Annotated in this window: 20 protein-coding genes; 5 read left to right on the top strand and 15 right to left on the bottom strand. The window is 69.0% G+C overall.

The genetic code is table 11. The annotated features are described in order from the left end of the window. From AC07O8_RS23745 to AC07O8_RS23730, 4 genes are all read right to left on the bottom strand, one after another. Positions 1–525 carry a sigma-70 family RNA polymerase sigma factor gene (locus AC07O8_RS23745; protein WP_495050398.1) on the bottom strand — a complete coding sequence of 175 codons (525 nt, stop codon included), beginning with the start codon at positions 523–525 and terminating at the stop codon, positions 1–3. 1 nt (position 526) lies between these two features. After that, positions 527–3,031: a TonB-dependent siderophore receptor gene (locus AC07O8_RS23740; RefSeq protein WP_495050397.1), complete on the bottom strand. Its 2,505-nt coding sequence runs from the start codon at positions 3,029–3,031 to the stop codon at positions 527–529. 93 nt (positions 3,032–3,124) lie between these two features. Continuing rightward, positions 3,125–4,132, bottom strand: a complete 1,008-nt coding sequence (locus AC07O8_RS23735) for a FecR domain-containing protein (RefSeq protein WP_495050396.1) — start codon at positions 4,130–4,132, stop codon at positions 3,125–3,127. After that, entirely contained in the window at positions 4,129–4,662 is a 534-nt protein-coding gene (locus AC07O8_RS23730) for a sigma-70 family RNA polymerase sigma factor (RefSeq protein WP_495050395.1), read from the bottom strand. Before AC07O8_RS23730 ends, AC07O8_RS23735 begins: the two co-directional genes overlap by 4 nt. Before the next feature lie 408 nt (positions 4,663–5,070). On the opposite strand from AC07O8_RS23730, the gene AC07O8_RS23725 reads away from it, so the two are divergent. Then, complete coding sequence (locus tag AC07O8_RS23725; RefSeq protein WP_495050394.1) at positions 5,071–5,688, top strand: PEP-CTERM sorting domain-containing protein; 618 nt, start codon at positions 5,071–5,073, stop codon at positions 5,686–5,688. A gap of 77 nt (positions 5,689–5,765) precedes the next feature. Here AC07O8_RS23725 and AC07O8_RS23720 read toward each other — a convergent pair whose 3' ends face one another. The 4 genes from AC07O8_RS23720 to AC07O8_RS23705 all read right to left on the bottom strand — a co-directional run bounded on the left by AC07O8_RS23720 (position 5,766) and on the right by AC07O8_RS23705 (position 9,202). After that, positions 5,766–7,448, bottom strand: coding sequence for a hypothetical protein (locus AC07O8_RS23720; RefSeq protein ID WP_495050393.1), 1,683 nt, complete (start codon positions 7,446–7,448; stop codon positions 5,766–5,768). Positions 7,449–7,539: 91 nt separating this feature from the next. After that, positions 7,540–8,118 carry a DUF4337 domain-containing protein gene (locus AC07O8_RS23715; protein WP_495050392.1) on the bottom strand — a complete coding sequence of 193 codons (579 nt, stop codon included), beginning with the start codon at positions 8,116–8,118 and terminating at the stop codon, positions 7,540–7,542. 110 nt (positions 8,119–8,228) lie between these two features. Continuing rightward, positions 8,229–8,735 carry a dihydrofolate reductase gene (locus AC07O8_RS23710; RefSeq protein WP_495050391.1) on the bottom strand — a complete coding sequence of 169 codons (507 nt, stop codon included), beginning with the start codon at positions 8,733–8,735 and terminating at the stop codon, positions 8,229–8,231. Positions 8,736–8,899: 164 nt separating this feature from the next. Further along, a complete protein-coding gene (locus tag AC07O8_RS23705; RefSeq protein WP_495050390.1) occupies positions 8,900–9,202 on the bottom strand; it encodes an antibiotic biosynthesis monooxygenase family protein in 303 nt (100 codons plus the stop codon). Between the two features lie 147 nt (positions 9,203–9,349). On the opposite strand from AC07O8_RS23705, the gene ppk2 reads away from it, so the two are divergent. Further along, positions 9,350–10,273 carry a polyphosphate kinase 2 gene (ppk2, locus tag AC07O8_RS23700; RefSeq protein ID WP_495050389.1) on the top strand — a complete coding sequence of 308 codons (924 nt, stop codon included), beginning with the start codon at positions 9,350–9,352 and terminating at the stop codon, positions 10,271–10,273. 11 nt (positions 10,274–10,284) lie between these two features. Here the strand turns inward: ppk2 and AC07O8_RS23695 are convergent, their stop codons facing one another. Beyond that, on the bottom strand, positions 10,285–11,028 hold the full coding sequence (locus AC07O8_RS23695) for an SDR family oxidoreductase (protein ID WP_495050388.1): 744 nt from the start codon (positions 11,026–11,028) through the stop codon (positions 10,285–10,287). Positions 11,029–11,129: 101 nt separating this feature from the next. Here AC07O8_RS23695 and AC07O8_RS23690 point away from each other — a divergent pair, with 101 nt between their 5' ends. After that, on the top strand, positions 11,130–12,023 hold the full coding sequence (locus AC07O8_RS23690) for an AraC family transcriptional regulator (RefSeq protein WP_495050387.1): 894 nt from the start codon (positions 11,130–11,132) through the stop codon (positions 12,021–12,023). Positions 12,024–12,144: 121 nt separating this feature from the next. Here AC07O8_RS23690 and AC07O8_RS23685 read toward each other — a convergent pair whose 3' ends face one another. From AC07O8_RS23685 to AC07O8_RS23660, 6 genes are all read right to left on the bottom strand, one after another. Next, a complete protein-coding gene (locus AC07O8_RS23685; protein WP_495050386.1) occupies positions 12,145–12,696 on the bottom strand; it encodes a tetratricopeptide repeat protein in 552 nt (183 codons plus the stop codon). A gap of 146 nt (positions 12,697–12,842) precedes the next feature. Then, a complete protein-coding gene (gorA, locus tag AC07O8_RS23680) occupies positions 12,843–14,249 on the bottom strand; it encodes a glutathione-disulfide reductase (RefSeq protein WP_495050385.1) in 1,407 nt (468 codons plus the stop codon). A gap of 126 nt (positions 14,250–14,375) precedes the next feature. Continuing rightward, positions 14,376–15,947 (bottom strand): cation:proton antiporter, encoded by a 1,572-nt coding sequence (locus AC07O8_RS23675; RefSeq protein WP_495050384.1) that lies wholly within the window; start codon positions 15,945–15,947, stop codon positions 14,376–14,378. A gap of 60 nt (positions 15,948–16,007) precedes the next feature. Next, positions 16,008–16,757: a sugar nucleotide-binding protein gene (locus AC07O8_RS23670; RefSeq protein ID WP_495050383.1), complete on the bottom strand. Its 750-nt coding sequence runs from the start codon at positions 16,755–16,757 to the stop codon at positions 16,008–16,010. 57 nt (positions 16,758–16,814) lie between these two features. Then, positions 16,815–17,138, bottom strand: coding sequence for a hypothetical protein (locus AC07O8_RS23665; RefSeq protein WP_495050382.1), 324 nt, complete (start codon positions 17,136–17,138; stop codon positions 16,815–16,817). Between the two features lie 17 nt (positions 17,139–17,155). Next, entirely contained in the window at positions 17,156–17,383 is a 228-nt protein-coding gene (locus tag AC07O8_RS23660; RefSeq protein WP_495050381.1) for a DUF3606 domain-containing protein, read from the bottom strand. A gap of 257 nt (positions 17,384–17,640) precedes the next feature. On the opposite strand from AC07O8_RS23660, the gene AC07O8_RS23655 reads away from it, so the two are divergent. Both AC07O8_RS23655 and AC07O8_RS23650 read left to right on the top strand, forming a co-directional pair. Next, positions 17,641–18,813: an efflux RND transporter periplasmic adaptor subunit gene (locus tag AC07O8_RS23655; protein ID WP_495050380.1), complete on the top strand. Its 1,173-nt coding sequence runs from the start codon at positions 17,641–17,643 to the stop codon at positions 18,811–18,813. Between the two features lie 22 nt (positions 18,814–18,835). Continuing rightward, positions 18,836–22,006 carry an efflux RND transporter permease subunit gene (locus AC07O8_RS23650; protein WP_495050379.1) on the top strand — a complete coding sequence of 1,057 codons (3,171 nt, stop codon included), beginning with the start codon at positions 18,836–18,838 and terminating at the stop codon, positions 22,004–22,006. Positions 22,007–22,024: the final 18 nt, after the last annotated feature.

The following is a 22,024-nucleotide window of genomic DNA, read 5'->3' as shown; positions in this document are numbered from 1 at the left end:
TCAGAGACGATCGAGGTCCGGGCAGCGTGCGAGCGCCCGCACGGCGTCCTGCACCATGGCATTCACGAGCGTGGTCGACACGCCCAGCCGCTGCGCCACTTCCTGCTGCGTGTGGCCGTGCACGCGGTGCAGCACGAAGGCCTGGCGCGTGCGCGCGGGCAACCCGCGCAGGCATCGATCGACGCACTGGAGGAGCTGGCGGCCGATGGCCTGGTGCTCGGGCGTGCCGGTGCCGGCTTCCAGGTCCAGACCCTCGTCCTCCTCGCCGAGCAGTTGCTGCTCGGTCCGGCGACGTCGGAGGTGGTCGATGCAGAGGTGCTTCACGACCCGCATGCAATAGGCCACCGGCTGTTGCAGGGCCGTCGGCGGGGTGCTCTGCATCAGCTTCATGTAGGCCTCCTGCACCACGTCGTCGGCGAGGTCGCGATCGCCCATCCAGCGGCACGCCGCGCGCCTGAGCAGCGGACGGTGGGCGATGAAGTCGGCGACGACGGGGTGGGTGGACGGCGGCTGCGGCGCCGTCATGTCAGAGCTTCCAGTTCAAGGTGAGCTGGCCGTTGCGTCCGGCGCCCTGCAGGCTCTGGTCCCAGTAGAGGCTGGCCAGGTGCTTCCGGTCGGTCACGTTGTTGACCAGCAGATGCATGCTCAACCGGTCGCTGAAGTCGTAACGCGCCATCAGGCCCAGCACCGCATATCCGGGCTGTCGGGCCATGATCTCGGCGCCGTCCGGCGCGGTCTGCGTGCCGTTCACGCGGTGGATGGCGCTCTGCCAGCGCAGCGTCGCGCCGAGCTTGAGCTGAGGCAGCGCGGGCACGCGGTATCGCGCCGACAGGCGGGCCGTGCGTCGCGGGATGAAGGTGCGGGCGTCGGCGCCCGCGGCGTCTTCCAGGCGCAGCTGGGTGTAGCCGGCCGTCAGGTCCCAGTCGGGACTCAGCCGACCCACCATCTCGAGTTCGAACCCGGTGGACGTCGCATCGATGCGGCGGTAGTAGGAGAAGCCGCCGTCGGTGTCGAAACCGGCGTACTCGGCCAGGTTGTTCTGCCTGGTGCGGAACACGGCGAACGAGCCGTTCAACTCGCCGTTGAGCCACTCGCCCTTGGCGCCCACCTCGACGTTGCTGCCGGTGATCGGTCCGAGCAGGGTCTGGCTCGCATCGACCTGCGTCTGCGGGTTCACGATCCTGGTGTAGCTCGCGTACAGCGAGTGGTGCGCGTCGACGTCGACGACGGTGCCGACGTAGGGAACGGTCTCGGTCTCCTTGTAGACCCGCGGCACCGCGCGGAAGCCCAGCCCCTCGCTGCGCATGCGGGTGTGGTTGAGGCCGAGCAGCAGCTTCCACGGATCGGCCAGGTTCAGGCGCGTCATGGCGTAGATCGACTCGCGCCGGTTGACGAAGTCGGCCGAGCCCGTCCCGCCGTCCCAGGCCGGCTCGGGGTAGCTCCCCCAGCCGTCGGGCGCCGTGATCGCCGTGCCGTTGCCGGCGCCGCGCTGGTAGGACGCCTCGTTGTGGACACGCGCCGTGTTGATGCCGACCACCGCGTCGTGGCGGCGGCCCGCCAGCTCGAAGGGGCCGGCGGCGCTGACGTCGAGGAGTCGCTGCGTTTCGTCGGTCAGCTGCGTCGAGGTCCAGCTCTCCGTGCCGGCCCCCGTCGCGCGATCGGGCAGGGCGCCCGAGATGCTGAACAGCTGGCCGTCGGCGCTCAGCTTGCGGGTGCTCGCCATCCCCTTGGCGGTCCAGCCCCCGCCCAGCGCGTGTGCCAGCTCGACGAATGCCGTCGTGTCGGTGTTGTCCCAATGGGACCAGCGCGGCGCCGCGGCGGTCGAGCGCGGGTAGTCGGTGGGCGTGCCGTCCGCGTAGTTCAGCGGCAGGCCGCCCCAGGCCGTGCCCTCGGGGCGGTTGGCCTGCCGCGAGACGCCCAGCGTCAGCGTCGTGCGCGGCGCGAGCGAGGCTTCCAGCAGCCCCGCTGCCAGGTGCTTGGTGAGTGCGTAGTTGTCCATGAAGGACTCGTTGCGCTGGGCCATGACGATGGCGCGACCGCGCAGCGTGCCGGCCTCGTTGAGCGGGCCGGAGACGTCGCCCTCGGCGCGCTTCTTGTCCCACGAGCCGAGCGTGAGGCCGAACGACGCCTGGAAGTCCGCCGTGGGCCGCTTGCGCACGTAGTTCACCGTCGCCGCGGGATTGCCGGTGGAGGAGAGCAGGCCGTTGGCGCCGCGCAGCACCTCGACGCGGTCGTAGAGCGCGGTGTCGATGTCGCCGAGCTGGTCGCCGTTCGTGAACGGCATGCCGACGCCGTCGATCTGGAAGTTGGAGATGTCGAAGCCGCGGGCGTTGAAGTAGGTCCGGTCGGTCTCGACCACGTCGACCGAGACGCCGGTGGTGCTGGCGAGCACGTCGTTGGCGTTGAGCAGACCGAAGTCGTCCATGCGGGCGCGGGTGACGACGGTGACGGACTGCGGCGTCTCGCGCGGCGACAGCGCGAGGCGGGTCGCCGTGGTGGACGCGGGAGCGTCGTAGCGGTCGGTCGTCTCGGTCGCCGGCAGGCCGTTGCGGGCGCGGATCCGCACCGCCGGCAGGACGCCCGACGGCATCGCGGCCGTCTCATCCGACGTCGCCCGCTCGACGACGACACTGCCGTCGGGCTGGACGACCGCCTTCAGCGAGGTGTCGCTCAACAGGCTGCGCAAGCCGGCGTCCACCGTGTAGGTGCCGTTCAGGCCGGCGCTCTGGCGGCCTTCGACCAGCTTGGGGTCGAACGACAGCAGGAGGCCGGCGCTGCGCGCCAGCCGGTTGAGCGCGAGATCGAGCGGGCCGGGCGGGATGTCGAAGCTGCGCGCCGCCGAGGCTGTCGACGCTGCGGCACTGCTGGCGCCCTGTTGTGCGAAAGCGGCTGCTGGAAAGAGCGGCAGCGCGAAACACGCGGCCAGGCTGGCGGCAGACAGGGGCGAGCGCTTGAACAGGGTCGTGGAAGAGGCGGCAGAAGCAGCAGAAGCGGGGGCGGTGGGGGCGGCGCTGAGGCGGCGGGCGGTCATGGAAACCTTTCGTCAGAACGTGGGTGGTTTTCCTGTGAACCGAACGAGTCGCCGGAAACTGCAGTCCTTCCCCAAAACTTTCTCAAGAAAGTTTCAGCGCGCCTCCAAGGTCACCCACCAGGAGGTGAGCGCGCGAGCCCGGACCGGCAAGGTGCGCTGGATCGCCGCCATCACGCGGTCCAGGTCGTTGACCGGAAACACGCCCGAGATGCGCAGCCTGGCCACGGCCGCGTCGCAGCGCAGCCAGCCGTGGCGGTAGCGCGAAAGCTCCGCGGCCAACGCCGCCAGCGGCATGTCGCGCGCCACGATCAGGCCGTCGACCCAGGCGCCCGCGCCGCCGTCGGCCGCCTCGACGGCGCCGGCGCCGCCGACGTCGAACGCCCATTGACGACCCGCCGCGAGTCGTCGACTGGCGAGTTGCCCGTTGCCGGGGCTCACGTCGACCCCGCCTTCCAGCGCCTGGACGAAAGTTCGTGCGGCCAGTTGCCGCACGATGAAGCGGCCTTCGTCCGCTTCGATCCGGCCCTGTGCTGTGCGCACGACGAAAGGCCGGGGCGCCGCGCTGCCGGTGCCGCGAGCGCACTCGATCAACACTTCGCCGGCAAAGAGGTCGATGCAACGCTCGCGCGCATCGCCGCGCACATCCAACGCCGTGCCGGTGTTGAGATGCAGCACGCTGCCGTCCGCCAGTGCCACGCGTCGACGCTCGCCCACGCCGGTGCGGTGCGAGGCGGCGAGGCTTTGCCAGCCGCCATCCGGCGAGCTTGCGAGTCCGATGCCCGCAGTGCCGGCCAGCAGGGCCACGCCCTTGAGAAGCGCACGTCGACGCGGCGCGCGCTCACGCTCGAGGGCGTGCGTCGCCGCCAGCGTGCTTCGAGCGAGCGAAGGCGGCAAGGTCTTCAGTCTCTGGCTGAAACCGCTCAGCGTGGCCCACGCCTGCGCGTGCTCCGGCCGTTCGTGCTGCCAGTGCTCGCAGGCCTGATGGTCTTGCGCAGTCGCGCTGCCCGACTGGAGCTTGACCATCCAAGCCACGGCCGCCTCAATGGCGGACGCGACGACCGCCGGGTGCGCTTCGCCCGGTGCCAGGCCGGGACTCGTCATTGCAGCGACAAGCCTTGCCGAGCCTGACAGCAGGCGTTGAACGCCCGCGTCATGTACTGCTGGACGGAACTGAGCGATACGCCGAGTTCCTTGGCGATCTGGCCGTAGGGCAGTCCGTCGATCTGCGACAGCAGGAAAGCCTGCTGGACCTTGGCGGGCAGGCCGCGCAACACGGCGTCGACTTCGACCAGGGTCTCCAGCATGACCTGCTGATCCTCGACCGACGGCGCCTGGTCCTCGGCAATCAAGGAGAGGGCTTCGAGGAACGCGCGCTCCAGCGCCGCACGGCGCAGATGGTCCACCATCAGGCCGTGAGCGATGGTGCTGAGCAGGGCCTTGCCGCCGCCCAGGTCGGCGTGCCAGGTGAGGGCGTCCCGGCGCACCAGCACGCGCGCGAAGGTGTCGTGCGCGAGGTCCGCCGCGTGATGGGGGCACCCGAGACGCCGGCGCAGCCAGCCGACCAACCAATGGTGATGGCCACGATAGAGGTGGCCCACGGCGGTGATGTCGAGGGTGTGCGTGTCTTGCATGGGACGGCTCGAATGGGCGACCTGCGTGTCGTTTCCAAATAAAAACGATTCGCATTTACGCACAAACCCACGTGACCGGTCAATGCATGGACACGGGGCCCGGAAGCGGGCTGCCTCAGTCCTTGACCGTCGAAGTGAAGAGGGGGTGGGAAATCAGGATCGCGCCGCTGGAACGCGGCGGTGATCGTCGGGTCGGCGCGAGGGCGTGAAGCCGGCGGCTGTCCAACTGAGTCGTGACGTAGTTCACGGCAAGTGGTGTGCCCGATGTGTCGGATTTGTTGACGTTTGTACCCCTAGTACTAGGGGTGCTTGAAAAATTGTCATATGAATCATTGAGTTAAAGACGTGGCACGGCGGTTGCTTTTGCAATTGCATCAACAATCAGCCGACTTCCCCGTCACCACGACCATGAAAACCAAGATCGCCGCCCTGCTCGCCACCCTGGCCTTCGCCGGAGCCGCCCAGGCCGCCCCGACCTACCTGCCGGTGGGCGCTCAAGGCAACGTCGACATCAACACCGTGTTGAACGGCGGCTGGACCCAGTGCTACGTCGGCACGATGGCGCTGGCCATCGGCAACAGCGGCGAGAACATCCTGAGCGCCTGCACCGGCGACTACCTCATGATGGCCGGCCGCGTCACGGGTTCGGACACGCTGCTGTCGCTGGCCGCCGCGCTGCGCGCCGACACGATCGTCAACACCGGCATGACCAGCAACACGCATGTGGCCAACGGCGCGAACTGGTACTACTCGCCGAACTGGTCGTGGGGCTTCACCGCCGCGGGCGACGGCGTCTCGCTGAACCAGTGCGACACCGGCAACAGCCCGCTGAGCCTGTGCCTGCACACCGTCAGTTTCACCGGCGGCTATCGCATCAACGACATCCAAGGCCTGAACGACAGCAGCGCCTACCAGAAGATCTTCTTCCAGGCTTCCGCCGCGGAAGTGCCGGAACCCGCCACGCTGGCGCTGGCCGGTCTGGCGCTGGTCGGTGTCGCCGTGTCGCGTCGTCGCAAGTCGGCCTGATCGACCACCCCCTGCAATAAAGCCCCGCGGCTCGCGCCGCGGGGCTTTCTTGTTTCCGGCGTCAGCACTTCAGCGCTTCAGCGCAGCCGCTCCGTGAAGCTCCGCTGCGATGGCCACTCGTCGTGCGCCGTCGCCTTGAAGTTCTCGATCTGGGTGAAGGTCTTCTGCCGCTGCTCGTCGGTCTTGCGCATCGCGCGCGAGAGCGAGTCCTTCACCGTGTCGATCAGCGTCGTGACGGTCTTGCTGTCCTGGACCGTGTAGGCGTCGTAGTTGCCGGCGTCGCGGTCCAGCGTGAAGGTGCGCGATTTCTGGAAGCTGGCGTCCAGCGTCTCGGTCTGCGATTGCGCGACCGAACGCCCGCCCGTCGTGGTGTTGGGCCGGTCGGTCGTCGTCTGGCTGATCTTGTAATCGGCGTGGCCGGACTCCTTGATGCTGCCGATGCGGCTCGTGCGTTGCGAGTCGGCACTGAATCCCGCCTTGAAGTCCGAGAGGCCGCTCTGCAGCGACTGCACTTGCGAGCGCAGGCCGTCGCTCATCGTCGGCGTGACCGGCGCGACCTCGTCAGGATCGCCGGACTTCGCGAGCAGGGCGGCGTTGGCCGCGGCGACCGCGTCGGGGCCAGTACCGGGAGTGATCGCGATCGGCTTGCCATCGTCCTTGGCGACGGCCTTTGCTGCGCCGACCGCGCTCGACGGAGCCTCGTCCACCGGCGGCGCCTGGAGCTGCTGGAACGCGTCCTTGAACGCCTTCGTCATCGCGGCGTCGGCATGGCCGCGATCGGCGGCCGCGTCGATCTGCTTGAGCAGCTGATCGATCGCGGACCAGCGCTGGCCGTTGTTCGCGGCGCCCTTGGGCGGCGTGGCGTCGACGTCCAGGTTCATCTCGCCGCTGGTCGTGCGCAGGCTCACCGACTTCGCGTCCGTGCCCAGGTGCAGCGAGAACGCCTGCATCTTGCCGGGCACGTCGGGGGGCGCATTCGGGTTCTCGATCTTGAGATCGAGTCCGGTCAGCACACCGCCGCGGTCGAAGGCGGTCAGGCCGGAGAGGTCGAGCGTCGGCGCGCCTTCGCCCAGGCCCTCGAGCGCCTGATCGAGCCCGTCGCTCAACGCGGCCAGCGCCTGGCGCTCCGCGCTGCTGAGCGCGCCGGAGCTCTTGACCTCCACCTGCAGGCCGCGCGTGCCGCCCTGATCGCCGGCGTTGACGCCGATCTTGAGTTCGACCGTGTGGCCCGAGCGCGTCTGGATCTTGAGGCTCACTTCGGCGGCGTTCGTGCTGACGCCGCCGAGCGCCTGTTCCTGCAGCGCGGCCGCCGCCGCGGCGGTCGCGGCAGGGTCGTTGCTCTCGACGGCGCCAGCGGCATCGGCGCCCGGCACGTAGTCCGCGAGCGTCTGCTTGTAGGCCGTGCCGGTGTCCGCGAGCTGCTTCAGCAATCCGCCGCCGAGCCCGCGCCACCGGTCGGACAGCGTGACCGCGTCCTTGCCGCTGTTGCGGGTCATGAGTTCGCTGAGACTGTCGTCCCGCGCGTTGGCCCAGAAGCGCTGGGGCCCGAAGCCGGGCGCCTTGGGTTTCGCATAGACGAGGTCGCTGTCGGCGACCGCATCCAGCGTGACGCGCGTGGGCGCAGATGAGGCGGACGATGCCACCTTCGCGGCGGCGCCTGCCGCCTGCGCGGACACGCCCGCGGGGCGGTAGGTCGAGGTCGAGCGGCTGGCGGCGATGCGGTCGAGCACGCCGGCGCCGGTCGAGGTGATGAGGGTCATGTCGAAGCGCCTCCCTGGCGGCAATCCCGCGGTGCTCTGGTGGCGTGGCGGTGACCCCTTCGCTATCGGCCGATCCCTCGGGAACTTGAGATCAGACGTGCAGCCAGGCCGCGATCCCGAGGCCGACGCCGATCGCGCCGGCGCCCAGGGTCGCGTACTCCATCCAGCGGCGCCTGGTCAGCAGCGCGATCGCGGCGAGCGCGATGGCGACCTGCAGCGCCGTCGTGGCCTGCGCCCAGCGGTGATGGAGATGCAACTGCTCGTCGCTCTTGTGGTCCCATTCGGTGGACTCGGCCTCGAGCTTCTCGGCCTGGACCTTGATCTCGTTCTTCTCGGACTCGTAGCGGGCGATCTTCTCGCGGTACTTCGCCTTCTGCTCGTCGCTGGGGGTCAGGTCGAGCGCGAACTCGGCCAGGTTCTGCTTGCTGCTCTTGGCCTGGAAGTAGTTCCAGCGGTTGGCGGCTTCGGTCTTGGTGATCGCGGCGTTGTTCTTGAACAGCCCCGCGTTGGCCTGCGTGGCGCCGCCCATGTACGAGAAGAACGCGCCCAGCGTGGCCAGGATGGCGGTGATCACTGCCAGTTGCCCGGCGAGGCCGTTGGGCTCGTGCTGCGCCGCGTGTTCGAGCTCGTGGTCGTGCGGACCGTGGACGTGGAAATGGTTGCCGGACATGGGGTCGGAGTGGGGTGTCGATGAAGGGAGGACGGTCGGCGCCTGTCACCGCATGGCCGAAGCGAGCTGCGATCGACCGCGTGCGCCAGTTCGAACGGTGGATCGTGGCGTCAGCCGCGGCGCTCGTAGCGGACGAAGTCGTAGGGCCAGTCGTGGCCGCGTTCGGCGGGGCTGTGGTGGCGTTCTCTGCGCACCTCGTCGAAACGTTGCGGGTCGACGGCGGGGAAGAACGCGTCAGCGTCGAAGGCGGCGTCGATCTCGGTGAGTTCGAGCGCGTCGGCGCGGGGCAGGGTGAGCTCGTAGATCTGGGCGCCGCCCATGACGAACACGGTCTCGTCCGCGGCGCAGGCGGCGAGCGCCTGGTCCAGCGTCGCGAACACCTCCGCGCCGTCGAGCGCGAGCCCGGGCTGCCGTGACAGCACCAGGTTGCGGCGCTGCACCAGCGGACGGAACTTCGCCGGGATCGAGTCCCAGGTCTTGCGGCCCATGAGGACGGTGTGGCCGATCGTGAGCGCCTTGAAGCGCGCCATGTCCTCGGGCAGGCGGACCAGCAGTTCGTTGTCGCGGCCGATGCCGCGCGCGCGGTCGAGGGCGGCGATGAGGGTCAGGTGAGGCATGGGGACGTCAGGCGGAACGCAGTCGGAACCGGCAGGAGGCCGGCCTTGAGCAGGGACGGAAGTTTACGGACTCGGCCAGGCCGCTCCGGTGAGGTATTGCAACTGCGGCGAAGTGACTTGGCGTGGCGTGGTGGGGCGCGGCGTGGCGTGGCAGTAAGCAGCCTTCAGCCGGCCGCCCCGGCGACCGACTCGTAATGCGACACCACCGGGAACGGATCGTAGAAGGGGTGCAGCAGCGCCCGCCAATCCTGGTACTGCGGCGACTGGCGGAAACCGACCTCGTGGTCTTCGAGCGTGCGCCAGCGGACGAGCAGCAGGTATTCGCCCGGCCGTTCCAGGCAGCGCTGGAGTTCGTGACCCAGGTAGCCTGGCATGGCCGAGATGATGGCCTGCGCCTGCAGGAACGCGGCCTCGAACGCGGCCTCGTGGCCGGCGCGGACGGGGAGCGGGGCGACTTCAAGGATCATGGGGACCTCCGGGGCCGCATTCTCGCCCTTTGCAGCGGTGAGGGCCGAGCAACGGGTCGAGGCGATGGACGCGGTGACGGCCCCGTCACGTCGCCGTCACCGCGCTGGCGGATGATCGAGGCTTCCGCAATTCCGCCTTTCGCCGCCATGAGCCCAGATTCCGATCGCGACGATCTCGTCGAACGCATCCGCCGCGACCTGCAGGACGGCTACGACGAGGAACTGGAGCTGGAGATCGAGGACCGCCACGTCGACGAGGCGCTGCGCGCGCTCGACGAGAGCGACGCCGGCGAGGCGCACAACGAGCGGATCGCGTATTTCAAGCACCTGTTCCGCCTGCAGCGCGAACTGGTCAAGCTGCAGGACTGGGTGCAGCACTCGCGGCAGAAGGTGGTGATCCTTTTCGAGGGCCGCGACGCTGCGGGCAAGGGCGGCGCGATCAAGCGCATCACGCAGCGCCTCAATCCGCGCGTGTGCCGCGTGGTGGCGCTGCCCGCGCCCAACGACCGCGAACGCACGCAGTGGTACTTCCAGCGCTATGTGCCGCATCTGCCCGCGGCCGGAGAGATCGTGCTCTTCGACCGCAGCTGGTACAACCGCGCCGGCGTGGAGCGGGTGATGGGCTTCTGCGGCGATGACGACGTCGAGGAATTCTTCCGCTCGGTGCCCGAGTTCGAGCGCATGCTGGTGCGTTCCGGCATCACGCTGATCAAGTACTGGTTCTCCATCAGCGACGAGGAGCAGCACCTGCGCTTCCTCGGCCGCATCCACGATCCGCTGAAGCAGTGGAAGCTGTCGCCAATGGACCTGGAGTCGCGCCGCCGCTGGGAGGACTACACGCGGGCCAAGGAAGTGATGCTGGATCGCACCCACATCCCCGAGGCGCCGTGGTGGGTCGTGGCCGCCGACGACAAGAAGCGCGCGCGGCTGAACTGCATCCAGCATCTGCTGGACCAGTTCCCGTACCACGAGGTCGAGCGCCCCGAGATCCGGCTGCCGGACCGCGAGCGGCACGACGACTACATGCGGCATCCGGTGCCGGCGTCGATGTTCGTGCCGGCGAAGTACTGAGCAGGTCGGGATCAGCGGCGCTCGGCGAGCGCCACCGCGTCGGGACCGGCGGCGCGATGCAGGCGGTCCGTCGTGTCGTTGGCGGCCAGCCAGACGGCCTCGGCGACGTCCTCCGGCGTCGTGGTGAGCGAGGCGCCCATGAACTCCGCGAAGACGTCCTGGGCGAAGCCCGCGTAGGGCTCGGTGATCAGCCCCTGCATGCGCTCGCCGGAATTGGCGGAGAAGTTCGTGCCGGGCCCGTAGCCGGGCTCGACCAGGCGCACGCGCACGTCGAAGTCGCGCAGCTCCAGCGCGAGCGACGCGCTGAATCCCTCGATCGCCGTCTTGCTGGCCGTGTACGCGGCCACGAGCGGGAAGGGCGCCAGCGTCGCGCTGGACGTCACGTTGACGATGGTCCCCGAACGCTGCGCGCGCAGGCGGGGGATCACTGCCTGGCACATCGCCATCGTCCCGAAGGTGTTGGTCTCGAAGACCTCGCGCACGGTGGTCATCGGCGTCGCTTCAAAGGCGCCGAACAGGCCGATGCCGGCGTTGTTCACCAGGACGTCGATGGGCCCGATGTCCTCGAGCGCTCGGGCGATGCTCTCCGGCCGGGTGACGTCCAGCGCCACGACCCGGAAGCGGGAGGAGGGCGGGATGTCGAGCTCGCGCGGGGTGCGCATGGTGGCGATGACCTGCCAGCCCTGGGCGTGGAAGTGGCGGGCGGTGGCGAGGCCGTAGCCGGACGAGCAGCCGGTGATCAGGACGGTCTTCATCGGGAATCTCCGTGGGTGGGTGGAACAGGGCGCAACGATAGAGACCCGATGCCGGACGAACGAGGGTGTATCGTCCGCATTTCTTTGGCCATCGTCCGGACATGAGCGATCCGCTTTCCGATGTTGTGCGCCTGCTGCGCCCGCGCGCGGTGATGGCCAACCTGATCAGTGGCAAGGGCGGCTGGGCGGTGCGCTACTCCGCGTACGGCCAGCCGAGCTTCTGCATCGTGCTGCAGGGACACAGCCGGTTGGCAGTCGATGGCCATGAGGCGGTGACGCTGCAGGCCGGCGACTTCGTCCTGCTGCCGACGACGCCGGCCTTCACGCTGTCGAGCGTGGACGCGGTGCCGGTGATGCCGATGGATCCGCGGGAAGCCGCGAAGACGCGCGGCGAGCTGCGCTACGGCGAGCGCCGCGGTTCGGCGGACATGCGCTCGCTCGGCGGCGCGTTCGAGTTCGACTGCGCCGATCCCGGCTTGCTGGTGGCCCTGCTGCCGCGCGTGGTGCACGTGCGCGGCTCATCGCGGCTTGCGCTGCTCGTGCAACTGGTCAGCGAGGAGGCGATGGCGCCCAAGCCGGGCGGCGAGTTCATGCTGTCGCGCCTGGTCGAAGCGATGCTGATCGAAGCGATGCGCGCGAGTTCGACTGCCGACGCGCCTGCGGGGATGCTGCGCGGGCTTGCCGATCAGCGCCTCGCAAAGGCGTTGCAGCAGATGCACGCGCGGGTCGAGCGTCCGTGGACGGTGGCACAGCTGGCGAAGCTGGCGGCGCTGTCGCGGTCCGCGTTCTACGAGCGCTTCACGCGCACGGTCGGCGTCGCGCCGATGGAATACCTGCTGGCCTGGCGCATGGAGATCGCCAAGGAGCTGCTGCGCGCGGGGGAGCGCTCGGTCTCGGAAGTGGCGGAGCGCGTCGGCTACGGCTCGACGAGCACCTTCAGCACGGCGTTCAGCCGGCAGGTGGGTGTGGCGCCGAGCCGGTATGCGCGGGCCTGATCTCCTCTGATCCCGTGCCATCGCCGCACGAGCCGGACGCCGCAGTCCTCGTCGACCGCCGGATGATGGACCGGTCGTGCGGGATCGGAAGGAGGGATGAGGGGAATCCGCTCCGGCCGGGTCAGCTCAGCCGCAGGTTGGACTGGTTCTCGTCCACGAGGCGGCGATAGACGCGGAAGTGGGCCGCGGAGGCGCGCGGCTCGCCGAGCTGCTCGCACAGCGAGCCCAGGCGGTAATGCGCTTCGGCCAGCGCGGGGTTCAGGTCCAGCGCCTGCTCGTAGGCGGCGATGGCCTGGGAAACGCGACCGGCGCTCTCCTGGACCTTGCCGGCGAAGAAGTACAGCGAGGCGATGTCGCTGCACCAGCCGACGGCCTGGTCGATCAGCTCCAGCGCGTCGTCATGACGGCCCTGGCGGCTGAGCAGCGAAGTCAACTGCGAGAAGGCTTCGATGTGGCAGGGATCGTTGGCGATGGCCTGGCGGTAGCCAGCCTCGGCCGCCGCTTCGTCGGTAGTCTCGGTCAGGGCCGAGAGTTCCACCAGCGCGTCCAGCGCGGCGTTGCTCAGGCCGCGTGCCGAGCTGTGGAGCTCGACGTCCTCGACGCGCAAGGCGGGGCGCGAAGAGACGATGCGGAGGAGGATGTCGGCGGCGGAGATCGGCGGGTTGGTGGTCATGGCAGTGCTCTGAGGTGTTGCCGTGAATGGTGCCGAGGGTCGGGCCTTGCCTCTGCCGGAGAGCGGTGCGAGTGCGTGTAGGACAAGAGGAAGCGGTCGGCGCACCGTCTTTCCGACCGGCGAGCCGCGGATCCGCCGCGCCGCGCTCATTTGAGCGTGACGAGCTCTTCGGCGATGGTCGGATGCAAGGCGACCGTGCTGCGGAAGTCCTGCCAAGTCGCGTGCGCCTTCAGCGCGACCGCGATGAACTGGATCATCTCCGCGACCCCGTCGCCGAGCAGGTGGACGCCGACCACCCGGTCCGTCGCCTCATCGACGAGCACCTTGAAGAAGACCTCGTCCCGCGAGCCGGCGAAGGCCTGCGCCATCGAGCGGAAGCGGGTCTTCAGCACGCGCAGGGCCGGGTGGCGTTCCCGCGCTTGCGCCTCGGTCAGACCGACGACGCCGATTTCCGGCGTGGTGAAGACCGCGGTCGGGACCAGCGCATAGTCGATCTCCGGCGCGTCGATGCCGCCGTAGTGGCGGTCTGCAAACGCCTGGCCCTCGCGAATGGCCACCGGCGTGAGGTTCAGACGATCGGTGACGTCGCCGATGGCGAAGATGGAGGCGACGCGCGTGCTGCCGCCCGGGCCGACCACGATGGCGCCCTTGTCGTTGACCTCGACGCCGGCCGCCTCAAGCCCGAGGGCGTCGATGTTCGGGCGGCGTCCGGTGCTGAGCAGGACGGTATCCACCTCGAAGGACCGGCCGCCGGTCGTGGTGACCTGCAAGGCCTCGCCTTCCCGCCGCAGCAGCTCGATGCGGTCATTGAAGACGAGATCGACCCCGCGCAGGGACAGGTGCTCCCGCAGCGTCCCGGCGATCTCGTCGTCGAAACCGCGCAGCAGCGCCGGGCCCCGCACGAGCTGGGTCACCTGACTGCCCAGACCGGCAAAGACGCCGGCGAACTCGACGGCGATGTAGCCGCCTCCGACGATCAGGAGGCGCCGCGGCTGTTCGTCCAGGTGGAAGAGCTCGTCCGACGTGATCGCCAGTTCGACGCCGGGGAAACTGGGGCGGTCGGGAGCCGCGCCGGTGGCGATGAGGATCCGCTTGGCCGTCACGATTTGGCCGCTGCCGCGCAGCCGCACCGTGTGCCCATCCAGCAGCGTGGCATGCTCGGAAAAGGTCTGCACGCCCACGCCCCGGAGATTGCGCTCGTAGACGCTCTCCAGGCGGTCGATTTCGGTGTCCTTGTTGTTGATCAACGCGTGCCAGTCGAAGCGGGCCGCCGGCGCGTCCCATCCGAAGGCCTTGCCGGCCTTGAACGCATCCGGGAAGCGGCTCGCGTAGACCATCAGCTTCTTGGGGACGCAGCCGCGGTTGACGCAGGTGCCGCCGAAGTTGGCGCCCTCGGCGATGCCGACGCGCGCGCCATGTTGCGCGGCGACCCGGGCCGCGCGCGCGCCGCCGGAACCTGCGCCGATCACGAAGAGATCAAAGTCGAACTGCTGCATATGCCTTGACTGCCTGTACGTCGTTGACGACAGCGTACCGATGCGCGCGCTGCCCATCAACCGTGGGCGGGGGAACAGGTCATTGTGGGGGTCGGAACAATGGCGTGCCGCAGCGCGCCTGCTTCGCAGGCAACGGTCGGCGGTGCGACTCCGGCGCGCGGGCCACCCGGTGCAGCGGGACGGCTAATCTGTCGCGTCTGCGTTGGCTGCGCGCAAAGGGTCGGAGGCCTCCAGCCAGTCCAGCTCGTTCTCCAGGGCGTGGAAGGCGTCGTCGCCGATCTCCGCGGCGTCGCGCATGGTGAGCAGCGTCCGCCGGGCGGCATCGAGCGCCCCTTCATAGGCGGCGTCGTAGTCGGCGCCGAACGACGCGAAGGCACTGCCGCTGTCGTGAAGCGGTCGTCCCAGGTGCATCTTCAGATTCTTGCGGACCAGGTCGTGCGCGGGCGTCGAGTCCTTCGGCAGATGGGCGAAGGCGGCCTCCAGCATGCGCTGCCGCGCGACGGTTTCCTCCTCGCCCACCGGGTCGCCGTCGCGCAGATGGAGCAAGCGGAGCAGCGGCTTGAGCGTCAGGCCTTGGATGAGCAAGGTACCCAGGACGACCAGGAACGCGGTGAGCACGATGAGCTCCCGCCCGGGGAACCGTGCCGGCAGCGCCATGGCTGCCGCGAGCGTGACGATGCCTCGCATGCCGGCCCACGAGATGACGAGACCGCTGCCGACCGTCGGCTTCAGCATCAGCCGCGCCACCTTGACGCGATGTCTGTTGCCGAACACCTTGAGCATCGCGTTGAACGTCATGCGCCAGCCGATTCGCACAACGATGACGGTCAGCAGCACGGCGGCCGCGACGGCCAGGTAACGCTCTCGCGTGGCCTCGGGCAGTTCGAGGAGGATCGGGCGCAATTGCAGCCCGATGAAGATGAACGCAAAGATGTTGAGCGCGAAGATGACCGTCGCCCACACCGCGTTGGTGGGCACGCGGACGCGAGCCTCGATGCGGGCGGGTGCGATGCGGGCCAAGGTCATGGCAAAGCACACCGTGGTGAGCACGCCCGACAGGCCGAGGTGCTCCGCCAGTTGCCAGACGGCCACGGCGCCGACGAACTGCATGATGATGGCCGTGGGGATGTGCTGGGCGCGTTCGAGCAGACGCTGCGTCAGCACGCCCAGCACGGGTCCGGCGACCAGGCTGCCGACGACGCTGAGGATGAACGCGGGCGCGATGGCTTGCAGGGAGAAGCTGCCCGCCGCGACGGCGCCGACGGCCAGGCGATAGATCAGGAGCGCGCTGGCGTCATTCAGCAGGCTCTCGCCCTCCAGGATGCCCAGGATGCGTTGCGGCGGATGCAGCGGGCGCAGGACGGCGGTCGCGGCCACGGCATCGGGCGGGGCCACGATGGCGCCGAGCGCAATCGCGGCGGCCCAGGGCAGCGTCGGCACCAGGGTGTGCACGACCAGGGCGACCGCCGCGGTGGTCAGGCCGACCGCGACGATCACCAGGCTTGCCAGCGGAAGCCAGTTGTCCTTCAGGTCGCGCAGTGAGGCGTCGTATCCCGCGTCGACCAGGATAGGCGCCACGAAAAGCGCCAGCACCAGGTCGGGCGGCAAGCTGAGCTGCGGGACGCCAGGGACCGAGGCGAGCACCGCGCCGCCGACCGCCAGGAAGACCGGGTAGGGCGCGCCCAGCCTTCGGGCGGCCGCGGCCAGGAGTACCGCTGCCACGAAGAGGACGATGATCTGCTCCAGCTCGTGCACCGGACCAGTATGGCAGTGCGGGAGGGCGAGCGGATCGGTGCATGCCCGCGAGGCGAGGGGTCACCCCCAATGGACGTTCAGCGGCGGCAGCATCGAGCCGCCGTTCTCGTTCACCAGCCGCTGGTCATGCACGTAGTCCTGCGTCACCTCGACGCCCCAATCCCGGCCGAATTTCTTCCCCACCCGCTGGACCACCTGGTCGAAGGTCAGCGCATCCAAGGCGTTGCTGTCGAGATGAACGGGACCGCCCGTGCCTTCCTGAACGAGATCGCAGAGCGCCGCCGCGGTGTCGGACATGAACGAACACGCCGGCACCCAGGCCGAACTCGCGCGGATGCGCCCATCGCGGGCGTGCTGCTCATCCAGGTGACGCAGCATGTTGTTGCCCACGGCGTCCGGCGCGATCTGCCAGCCGATGCGGGCCACCGTCGCCGACGGACAGGCCGTCAGCACGGCGTCCTCGCATCGGATCTTGTACCGGCCGTAGTCGTCGCTGGCGGTCCGCGGGTCGCCGGGCCGATGCGGGCCGCCTGACGAGGCGTCGAAGACCATCGCCGTGCTCACGAAGACCATGGGGACGCCGTGCAGCCTCGCGAAGCCCGCGAGTTGACCTGCCCAGGACTCGGAGCCCATCGCCAGGTGGACGATGGCCTCCGGCGCCTCGGCGCGCAGGAAGGCCAGGGCAGCAGTCTCATTGGCGGGGTCCACCGCGCCGCGGTCCCAACCCACGACGTCCCAGCCTCGCGTTTGCGCTTCGCGGCTGACCCAAGGCGCCACGGTGCCGTTCAGTCCGGTGAGGAGAAGCTTCATGTCCAGTGCCGATCTTTCGCTGTTGACAGCCCCGACTCTGCCACTCGGTGCGGCGCGTCAGCCAGCCGGAGGGAGCGAGGCGAACCAGTCCGCGTAGGGCGTGTTGCGGACCATGTGCCGGTTGAAGTCTGGAGCGCCGTCCTCCCACCAGACGTCGCCGCGCTCGCCGAGCGAGCGCTTGGCGGCGTCGACCCGGGAGCGCGTGCGTGCGCGCAGCTCGGCGGTCAGGTCCGTTCTGGCGAGCTGCCGCCGCGCGTCCATGAGTTCGCTCACCAGGGCGTGCGCCTGCTCCGGAGGCAACGCCGGATTCGATCGGCGCCAGAGCCGTCCCATGACCACCAGATACCGACCGTCAGGAGTGACCGGGTGCTTGTCCGACATCAGCAGGCTCCGCCGGCTCAGAGGGCCTTCTTGGTCAGTTCTGCATTCGTGGTCGACCGCGTGCCCTTCAAATGCTCCTCGACGTCGCTGGCGTTGCCGCCCACCTGTGCAACGGCCTCGCGGATCTGGGCCTCGGAAGCGGACAACTTGTCCGCCCAGGTCTGCACCTGACCGGCATCGTCGACGTCAATGGTGGGCCCGCCCGATGACTCTGTGGGGGCGGCGAAGCTGGCTTCCTCGGACATGGTGAACTCCTGGTGAGGGGGCCGCCGACGACGGCCTCCAGCTGCTGGGGCAGTCGGGATGCCACCCCCTTCGGGACCAGCCTTGCATCGCCCATGTCCTGCCTCGGATCGAACGCCGACACCCCCCCAGCAACTCAAAAATTGTCTCCCCCGCGCTGACAAAGCGTCCGAGGGCAGGTCGTTTATCCGGAAGTGGCCGATCGCAATACTGCCATCCATCCATTTCCGTTCTGAAAAACGTCCCCCAAGGAGCTGTCATGTTTGCGTTTCCAAAGACCGTTCTCGCGACGGTCGCCACAGTGGTGGTGGCTGGCGCGGGCGCATGGTTGATGCTGGATGCCCCCACCCAACCGCTGCGCGCCGCCCACGCCGAAAACGCGGCCGTCGGCCCCGAGGTCGAGGTCGCCGCCGTCATCGCCCGGCAGATCGCCGAGCGCCAGTCCTACTCCGGCCGCCTCGAGGCGGTCGACCGTGTCGACATCCGTCCCCTGGTCTCCGGCCGCATCGTCGCCGTGCACTTCAAGGACGGCGCCGTGGTCAGGAAGGGCGATCCGCTCTTCACGATCGACGCCCAGCCCTACCAGGCCGAGTACGACCGCGCCGACGCCCAACTCGCCGCTGCCCAGGCGCGCGCGTCGCTCGCCACGGGCGAAGCCGAACGCGCTTCGAAGCTCATCGAGGGCAACGCGATCGCGCGCCGCGATTTCGACAATCGCCAGAACGCCGCACGCGAAGCCGCCGCCGAGGTGAAGGCCGCCAAGGCCGCCCTCGAGGCGGCGCGGGTGAACCTCTCCTACACCGCCGTCGTCGCGCCGGTGAGCGGCCGCGTCTCGCGCGCGGAACTGACGCTCGGCAACGTCGTGACCGCCGGCGCGAACGCGCCCGTGCTGACCACGCTCGTGTCCACCTCGCCCATCTACGCGTCCTTCTCGGTCGACGAGCAGACCTACCTCCGCCATCTGCGCACCGCCGGCGCCAAGGTGCCGGTGTCGCTGGGCCTGTCCAACGAGGCCGGCTACGGACGCGAGGGCGTCGTCAGCTCCGTCGACAACCGCCTGGACACGGTGTCGGGAACCATCCGGGTCCGCGCCAGCTTCGACAACGCCGACGGCGCGCTGGTCCCCGGCCTCTACGCCCGGGTCCTCGTCGGCGGCGCCCGGCCGCGCGACGCGGTCCTCATCGACGACGCCGCCATCGGTACCGATCAGGCCCGCAAGTTCGTCCTCGTCGTCGACGGCGAGAGCAAGGCCCAGTACCGCGAGGTGCGCCTCGGCGATCTCCACGAGGGTTTCCGCGTCGTCGAGTCCGGCCTGAAGGCCGGCGACCGCGTCATCGTCAACGGCGTCCAGCGCGCACGTCCCGGTGAACGCATCAGCGCCAAGCTGGTCGACATGGCGGGCGTTCCGGCGCGCCGCAAGTCGGCCGCGTGATCGCCCTCATCGAGGCAGCATCATGAACATCTCCAAATTCTTCATCGACCGGCCCATCTTCGCGGGCGTGCTGTCGATGCTGGTCCTGCTCGGCGGCGTCATCGCGCTGTTCAAGCTCCCCACCGCCGAGTACCCCGAAGTGGTGCCGCCCTCCGTGGTGGTGCGCGCGCAGTACCCGGGCGCCAATCCGAAGGTGATCGCCGAGACGGTGGCATCGCCCATCGAGGAACGCATCAACGGCGTGGAGAACATGCTGTACATGCAGTCGCAGGCCAACAGCGACGGCAACCTGCAGATCACCGTGACCTTCAAGCTGGGGACCAATCCGGACCTGGCGCAGCAGCTCGTCCAGAACCGCGTCTCGCAGGCGATGCCGCGTCTGCCCGAGGACGTGCAACGTCTCGGGATCACGACGGTCAAGGCCTCGCCGACGCTGACCATGGGCGTCAGCGTGCTGTCGCCCGACGACAAGTACGACCTGACCTACCTGCGCAACTACGCGCTGATCAACGTGAAGGACCGCATCGCGCGCGTCCCGGGCGTGGGCGAGGTCGTGATGTGGGGCTCCGGCGACTACGCCATGCGCGTCTGGCTGGACCCGCAGAAGGTCGCCCAGCACCAGCTGACCGCGACCGACGTCGTCAAGGCCATCCGCGAGCAGAACGTCCAGGTGGCCGCCGGCATCGTCGGCGCGGCGCCGATGGAGAACGTGCCGCTGCAGCTCAACGTCAATGCGCAAGGCCGCTTGAAGAGCGAGGCGGACTTCAGGAACATCATCCTGAAGAGCTCCCCGGAGGGCGCGATCACGATGCTGAAGGACGTGGCGCGGGTCGAGCTCGCGTCCTCGGACTACGGGCTGCGCGCGATGCTGGACAACAAGCCCGCGGTGCAGCTCATCGTCTTCCAGTCCCCGGGCGCGAACTCCCTGCAGATCTCGGACGACATCCACGACCTGATGAAGGAGCTGAAGGCGGACATGCCCCAGGGCGTGGACTACGACATCGCCTACGACCCGACGCGCTTCGTCCGCCTGAGCATCGACGCGGTCATCAAGACGCTGCTCGAGGCCATCGCCCTGGTGGTGGTCGTGGTGGTGCTGTTCCTGCAGACCTGGCGCGCGTCCATCATCCCGCTGCTGGCGGTACCGGTCTCCATCGTCGGCACCTTCACGCTGTTGCTGGGCTTCGGCTACACGATCAACGCGCTGAGCCTGTTCGGCATGGTGCTGGCGATCGGCATCGTGGTGGACGACGCCATCGTCGTGGTGGAAAACGTCGAGCGCAACATCAGCGCCGGCCTCGGCGCCCGCGAGGCGACCTACCAGGCCATGCGCGAGGTGAGCGGACCCATCATCGCGATCGCCCTGGCGCTCGTGGCGGTGTTCGTGCCGCTGGCCTTCATGTCGGGCCTGACCGGGCAGTTCTATCGCCAGTTCGCGATGACCATCGCGATCTCGACGGTCATCTCCGCCTTCAACTCGTTGACGCTGTCGCCCGCATTGGCCGCGCTGCTGCTGAAGGGGCATCACGAGCCGAAGGACTGGCTCACCCGCGGCATGGACCAGGTGTTCGGTCGTTTCTTCGCGGCGTTCAACCGCGTGTTCCATCGCGGCTCGGCGTCGTACGGCCGCGGCGTCGGCACGGCGGTGGGGCGCAAGGCCGGGATGATGGCGCTGTACGGCGTGCTGCTCGCGGGCACCGTGCTCATCGGCAAGGCCGTGCCCAGCGGCTTCGTCCCGGCACAGGACAAGGACTACCTGGTGGCGGTGATCCAGCTGCCCGCGGGCGCGTCGCTGGACCGCACCGAGAAGCTGGTCCGCGAGCTGGGCGAGATGGCCTTGAGCGTCCCGGGCGTCCGCCAGGTGCCGCAGTTCCCGGGCCTGTCCGTCAGCCTGAGCAACTCGTCGAGCAGCGCGCTGATGTTCCCGCTGCTGAAGCCCTCCAAGGACCGCAACCCGGGCGAGTCCGCGCAGGAGGTCATCGCGGCGCTGAACGCGAAGTTCTCGACCATCAAGGAAGCGCAGGTCGCCGTGTTCCCGCCGCCGCCGGTGGAGGGGCTGGGCACGCTGGGCGGCTTCAAGCTGCAGCTGGAGGACCGTGGGGCGCTGGGCTACGAGGCGCTGAACGACGCCACGCAGGCCTTCCTGAAGCAGCTCGCGCAGGCGCCCGAACTCGGCCCCAGCTTCTCGATGTACCAGATCGACGTGCCGCAACTGGACGTGGATCTGGACCGCATCAAGGCCAAGCAGCTCGGCGTGTCGGTGACGGACGTCTTCGACACGATGCAGATCTATCTGGGGTCGCTCTACGTCAACGACTTCAACCAGTTCGGCCGCGTCTTCCAGGTGCGCGCACAGGCCGACGCACCGTTCCGCGCCGGCGCCGAGGACATCGGGCTGCTGAAGACCCGCAACGCCGCGGGCGAGATGGTGCCGCTGTCGTCGCTGGTGAGCGTGAAGCAGACCTACGGTCCGCAGACCGTGGTCCGCTACAACGGCTTCCCCGCGGCCGACATCAACGGCGGACCGGCACCCGGTTACTCGTCCGGCCAGGCCAAGGCCGCGGTCGAGCGCATCGCCGCCGAAGTCCTGCCGCGCGGCATCAAGATGGAATGGACCGATCTGACCTACCAGCAGATCCTGGCAGGCAACTCCGCCCTCTGGGTGTTCCCGATCAGCGTGCTGCTGGTGTTCTTCGTCCTGGCCGCGCTGTACGAAAGCATGACGCTGCCGCTGGCGATCCTGCTGATCGTGCCGATGAGCATCCTGTCGGCGCTGACGGGCGTCTGGCTGACCCACGGCGACAACAACATCTTCACGCAGATCGGGCTGATGGTGCTGGTGGGGCTCTCGGTGAAGAACGCGATCCTGATCGTCGAGTTCGCCCGTGAGCTGGAGATGGATGGGCGCGGCATCGTGGAGGCGGCGATCGAAGCCAGCCGGCTGCGCCTGCGCCCGATCCTGATGACCTCCATCGCGTTCATCGCCGGCGTGGTCCCCCTGGTGCTCTCGACGGGCGCGGGCGCGGAGATGCGCAGCGCCATGGGCATCGCCGTGTTCTTCGGGATGCTGGGCGTGACGCTCTTCGGGCTGATGTTGACGCCGGTGCTGTACGTCGTGCTGCGCAAGATCGCCGGCGGACGTCCGCTCGTGGACAAGCAGGGCCACCACCCCCATATCGAGGTCGCCCACTGAGATGGGAAGGAGTCGGAC

Source organism: Roseateles sp. GW821-FHT09G09 (assembly GCF_059415965.1).
The sequence above is the reverse complement of the archived record's forward strand: the minus strand, read 5'-3'. Positions and strand labels throughout refer to the sequence as shown.